The organism is Methanobrevibacter sp. (genome assembly GCF_045126245.1).
In the GTDB taxonomy this organism is placed as follows: domain Archaea; phylum Methanobacteriota; class Methanobacteria; order Methanobacteriales; family Methanobacteriaceae; genus Methanocatella.
The window spans coordinates 1-5,737 of the sequence record NZ_JBGVOG010000134.1 but is presented as its reverse complement, the minus strand read 5'-3'; the positions used below and the strand labels follow the sequence as shown (position 1 = coordinate 5,737).

The window sequence follows — 5,737 nt, the reverse complement described above, 5'->3', positions numbered from 1 at the left end:
AAATATACTGGAGATATTGGTCTTAACGGTAAAGGTAATTTATACTTGGATGCTGAAGCAAACAAAGAAAAATTATCTTCATACGGAGAACTTGACGACGAATATACTTCAATTAGAGAATATAGGAATTTATAATTCCTAATTCCTTTTTTTATTTTTTTAAAAAACAATAAGGCGATATGATGGTAGAAGAAATTGAAATGACCTTTGATGAAGCGGTTGAGTATGTTAGAAACAATGTTCATGTCAGGGATATTTTAGAAGTTTCTTATAATCGTATTTTTGCTCCGGGTGAGGTGCTAGGCATCACAGAGGAAGATGAAGAAACTGGCGAAGGTCTTAGGGTTTCTATGCAATTAACTGGTGAAATATTAAATCAATCTGTTGAAATAGACTTTAAAAAAATTGAAGATGATTTAATAGAAATGCGCCATATTCATGATGATAAAGATATTATCATTGAAATTCTATAAACTCTCTTTTTTTATTAATTTTAATTTTGGATTTTTCATACAAAAAAATTTTTGTTCGATAATATACAAACAAACTTTTATATATTAGAAAACATAATTATAGTTAATGCGGAGTTGATTAACATGAAAAATTTAGAGTTAACAACACAAGAAGCTGTAAAATATTTAAAAGAAAATGTAAAAGTCCATGATATCTTAGAAATTTCTTATAATAGGATTTTTGCTGAAGGTGAGGTTTTAAATGTTGATTTTTCAGAATATTTTGAAAAACCGGGATTTAAAATAATGGTTTCACTTGATGAAAGTGACCTTGGCGGCACAATTGAAATTGATGTTTATGAAGTGGAAGAAGATATAATTGAATTTACTCATAAACCTAAAAATGGAGAAGCTGTGGATGTTACTGTAATCTAATTACAGTCTGTCCATCTCCTCAAACGGTATTAATTTTTCAATGGCTTTAACTTCAATGTCAATGCCTTTTTCTTTAATTGCACCTATTGAGTTAAGACCGCCACCAGTTATCACACCAAAATTATAGTTATCCACTTTTGAGTTGTATACCAGTTCTCTTGGTTTTCCTATTTTATATATTGAAAATCCAATATTATTTAGAATTTCTAACAGGTGGATAGCATGATCTCTGGAAATGTATGGAATCTCTTTCACGCTTGCCAATATCTTATTAGGCCCAACATCCCTGGTGATTGAGGTCATGTTTTTGGATAAAAAGATTTTATGCGGGTCTACTGTTGTGCCGTTGTATGATATCAAATCGATGAACAGCGGAGGTTCGGCAAGCTCAAGCAGCCCTCCGTATTTCGGAGTAGACATTATTCCATTTTTTATTAAAATTCCGTCAATGCTCAAGCTGCATATTGTGGCTATTCCAATTTTGTCGTTATCGCTCGGATGATTCATTAACTTGTAATAAGGATTGATGTATTTTGGATTGTTGTCGTAGGTTTCCTTCATTATGTCCAATGCATCATTCAATTCATCTTTGGAGATGTATGAAACATTAGCTATTATATCTCCTTTTCTCTTTTCAACATCAAAGTCCACCTGCTGAATCAGATTCCAGGATTTTGAAAGTAAAAACGGTATCTTTGCCCTTTTTTCATGTTTTGCGCTTTGTAAAACGGGAGCAATCTTTGATGTTATTGGGGTTAATGTTTTGAAATCACATATTTCTTCAGCTATTTTTATGTCAATTTCCTCTCCGATTTCTTTCAGGGCGCAAAATGGGGTTATTCCACCAATTATTGCCATTCCAATCATTCCGTCAGGTACTGGAACTCCCAATATGTCATTTCCCTCTTCGGAAATGTCTATTATGCCGCCGATTCCAATCTTATTTAGCTTTTCCACTATGCCTATTGTCTTTTGTCTGCTGACTCCAGGCAATAGTCTGAAGTTGGCGGGTACAATTCCATTTCCTTCATTAATTACATCCAAAATGGAAGTTAATCCACTGTTTGAAAATGCATCCAAAGGTGTAATGGATGTTTTTTTGTAGGATATCACTTCTGTGAATTCTATAGGTCTTGAATCTTCGATTTTCAGGAGCCCTCCATATTGGAGCTGTGAAGCTATACCTTCATTCAGGAGTATGCCGTCTATTGTTGTGCCGCACAATGTTGTAACTTCGATTTCACCATCGTTTCCAACTCTGTTTAAATTGATGTAAGGGCTAACAGAAAGACCACTTTCAAAAATATTTTTCATTATATTGATTGACTCTTCATTATAAACAGTCGATGTATTGACAACCACATTTCCGCTTTGGTTGATGTAGTTGAAGTCAGTCAAATAAATCATTTCTTCAAATTTTGAGTGGATGAAATCTACCTGGTCATAAATCAATCCCTTTTCTAACTTTTCAAGACCCTTGTCTGTGATTTGTCTTCCGGAATATCCCACCCTTTCGGTGTAACCATTTTCATCCAAAATTTTCATGTGATATCTGACGGCACGCTCTCCAAGATTAAATCCTTTGTTTCTCAGTTCATCAGCTATCACTTTGGAGCCTGTTGGTTTATCTTGCGCACTCAATATTCTAAGTATTTCAATCATTCTGTATTCGGATTCTGACATAAAAAGCCCCTAAAAGTAAATTGCTTGTAATTAATGTATTAGCTATCATTTAAAAAATAAAAGGCAATATTTAGATTAGATATCTAAATATTTTCTTTGTTCGTATCCGAATACTTGGACACGGTATTCGTCCCATTCCTTATATTTGAGTTCCAGGAATTTCTGGCTGATATGTTCTCCTAAAGCGCCCAATATGAGTGGGTCTTCTTCAAGGGAATGGTAGGCTTCCCATAAACTGGATGGTAAAACTTTGATGCCCATTGCTTCTCTTTCTTCTTCAGTCATCTTATAAATGTCCGCTTCGATTGGTTCTCCAGGGTCAATCTTATTTACAATACCGTCAACACCTGCTTCCAGCATTACGGCAAATGCCAAGTATGGGTTACATGCTGGGTCTGGAGATCTGTATTCAATACGGGTAGCTTTTCCACGAGCTGCAGGAACCCTTATTAAAGCAGACCTGTTCTTAAGACCGTATGCTCTGTATACTGGAGCTTCATAACCAGGCACAAGACGTTTGTATGAGTTTACGATTGGGTTTGTGATTGCGGTTACAGCTGGAGCGTGTGCCAGCAATCCTCCCATGAAGTGAAGCGCATCTTTGGACAGGCCAGTTTCTGAATCCGGATCGGAGAATAAGTTTCTATCGCCTTTGAATATGGATTGGTGACAGTGCATACCACTTCCGTTCACGCCGAAGAACGGTTTTGGCATGAATGTTACCCTGTAGTCCATCTGGTCAAAGGTGGCCATGTTGTCTACAATAGCTTTGATAGCCTGTTTGAATGTGATTACTGCATCAGCAGTTTTTAAAGCGTCTTTAAATTTAAATGCGATTTCGTTTTGACCCGGTGCCACTTCGTGGTGGGAAGCTTCAACTTCAAAGTCCAATTCTTCCAGGTTTAATGTCAATTCTCTTCTGAAGTCAGGTCCCTTATCGAGAGGTTCCACATCAAAGTAGCCTGCATCGTCGTATGGCATAGGGTATCCGTTTTCATCAATGTCTACAATGAAAAACTCAGGTTCTGGCCCGATATTGTATTGAAGTCCCCTTTTTGCAATTTTTGCCAATGATTTTTTTAATATGCTTCTTGGATCACCGACAAATGGTTCCTTTTCAGGGGTCCATACGTCACAAATGAATCTGCATACTGCGGATTCTTCAGGTCTCCAGGATAGTCTTGAGTATGTATTGATATCCGGCTTTAATACCAAGTCACTTTCATTTATTCCAACGAATCCTTCAATGGATGATCCGTCAAATAACATTCCTTCATTGAATAATTCTTCAGTATCTTCCTCGTTAAATGGAATAACGATGTTTTTTACAGTACCGTTGATATCAACAAATTGCAAACGGATAAATTTGATGTTATCCTCTTTCATCTGTTCTGTTACTTGTTGAATTTTTTCTTCACTAATATCGCTCATCAAATCAGCTCCAATATTTCCGGAATATTGAATTTATTATAAAAATAAGTCGGAAAGCATGTTCCTACCTTGAATTTATATTTTCTAATTATAATATATAAATGTTTTTAAAAAAATAGTTAGTTAATTGTTATATTTTGTTTTTAATGTTGAAATGTTTAAGTTTTATTTTTTTTAATAAAAATAATTCCATTAATTTTAAATTTTGATACTATATTGTTCAAACTATTCTGAAAAAAGGATTAAATTTTGATTTAATGTTTAAAGTTCTTGATTTGAAATGAACCTTAACTCAACAAATCAAAGTTAATTTTGCCAACATCAGAAGTGGTCATATTCGCTTCCGAAGTATTCGTGAACTTTTACCAGCTCTTCCGGTATGTCTATCATTTGGGTACAGAACGGTATGCATTCCATACATTGCACGCAGCTGTCCGCCCTTGAATCATCATCAATCAGTGTAAAGTACTGCATTGCGCTGGCCTTAGGGTTATTCAGCATATGTGCGATATTGTATTCGGTCAGGCAGTTGATGATGTCCACGCCATGCGGGCAAGGCATGCAGTAGCCGCATCTGGTGCAGCTGTTTCCCAAAAATGTCCTGTATTGTCTTGCGACTTCCCTTATGACTTCCTGGTCATGGTCGTTTATTTCATCGACGGTTGAAGCGATTTCAATGTTTTGTTTGACCTGTTCAAGTGATGTCATGCCGCTTAAAACGCAATCCACATCGTCCCTGTTCCACAGATATTGCAAAGCCCATTGAAGTGGAGTTCTCTTGACTTCGGCGGTGTCCCATATGTCCTGAACTGATTGTGGAATATTTTGAACGAGCCTTCCGCCTCTGAGAGGTTCCATAACCATGCTTCCGACATTTATTTCCTTTAAGTAGTCAAGGCCCATCACTCCGGACTGGTAATATTCGTCAAGGTAATTCATTTGGGTGAGGACAACCTCCCATTTCGGATATTCGTCAAGGATTTCAATCAGGTAGTCCACCTCGATGTGTGAGGAAAATCCTACATGCCTTACCTTTCCGCTTGAAAGGCAGTCATCCAGAAAGTCGAGAACGTTCAAATCGTTCACCTTGGTCCAATCCGGAACGGTAAGTGAATGCAGCAGGTAAATGTCTATATAATCGGTTTGGAGTTTTTTCAGCTGTTCATCAAGGTAGAAATCGAAGTCGCTTTCCTTTTCGATTGCCCATGAGGGGGACTTTGTAGATATTAAGACATCCTCTCTATAGTTGTTTTCATTTAGAAATTTTCCTAAAAATGTTTCGCTGTTTCCGCTTCCTTCCAAAGTCTTGCTGTGGTAGGGATAGGCGGTATCAATCAAATTTATTCCATTTTCAATTCCATAGGTCAACATTTCAGATGCTTCATCTTCGATAATCTGATCATTTGAACCCTTTGTCGGAAGCCTCATGGTTCCAAAACCCAATCTTGAAACTTCCAGACCTGTTTTTCCAAGCGTATTATATAACATTTCAAATCCTCATTTACTTAACAATGATATTTTTGTCAATGGGATATAAAATAATTATGATTTGAAAGATATTTTTAAAAAAAGTAGTTAGATGGAAATTCCTGGGATTTTGGATGCCGGGGGCGGGATTCGAACCCGCGATCTCACGGTATCCCAGGAATAAGTCAGAGCACTGCTTTATTACCCTATGAGCCGTGCGCTCTAACCAGCTGAGCCACCCCGGCATCTAACATATATATATTATTTTA

At 36.7% G+C, this 5,737-nt stretch carries 5 protein-coding genes, 1 tRNA gene and 1 pseudogene; 3 read left to right on the top strand and 4 right to left on the bottom strand.

Features of this window, described 5'->3' with window-relative positions; translation table 11 throughout:
- From ACJMLZ_RS09620 to ACJMLZ_RS09610, 3 genes and pseudogenes are all read left to right on the top strand, one after another.
- A pseudogene (locus tag ACJMLZ_RS09620) lies at positions 1 to 135 on the top strand (formylmethanofuran dehydrogenase subunit C); the annotation flags it as partial.
- A 47-nt stretch (positions 136 to 182) separates the two neighbouring features.
- Entirely contained in the window at positions 183 to 473 is a 291-nt protein-coding gene (locus ACJMLZ_RS09615) for a DUF2097 domain-containing protein (RefSeq protein WP_405305405.1), read from the top strand.
- Between the two features lie 123 nt (positions 474 to 596).
- Positions 597 to 887, top strand: coding sequence for a DUF2097 domain-containing protein (locus ACJMLZ_RS09610; RefSeq protein WP_405305404.1), 291 nt, complete (start codon positions 597 to 599; stop codon positions 885 to 887).
- On the opposite strand, the gene ACJMLZ_RS09605 is transcribed toward ACJMLZ_RS09610, so the two are convergent.
- From ACJMLZ_RS09605 to ACJMLZ_RS09590, 4 genes are all read right to left on the bottom strand, one after another.
- The gene (locus ACJMLZ_RS09605) at positions 888 to 2,570 is read right to left on the bottom strand and encodes an NrpR regulatory domain-containing protein (protein ID WP_405305403.1); all 1,683 of its coding nucleotides are present in this window, start codon (positions 2,568 to 2,570) and stop codon (positions 888 to 890) included.
- A 75-nt stretch (positions 2,571 to 2,645) separates the two neighbouring features.
- On the bottom strand, positions 2,646 to 4,001 hold the full coding sequence (gene glnA / locus ACJMLZ_RS09600; protein WP_405305402.1) for a type I glutamate--ammonia ligase: 1,356 nt from the start codon (positions 3,999 to 4,001) through the stop codon (positions 2,646 to 2,648).
- Between the two features lie 321 nt (positions 4,002 to 4,322).
- Positions 4,323 to 5,489 (bottom strand): aldo/keto reductase, encoded by a 1,167-nt coding sequence (locus ACJMLZ_RS09595; protein WP_405305401.1) that lies wholly within the window; start codon positions 5,487 to 5,489, stop codon positions 4,323 to 4,325.
- A gap of 114 nt (positions 5,490 to 5,603) precedes the next feature.
- Positions 5,604 to 5,713: transfer RNA gene (locus tag ACJMLZ_RS09590), tRNA-Met, on the bottom strand.
- Positions 5,714 to 5,737 lie beyond the last annotated feature (24 nt).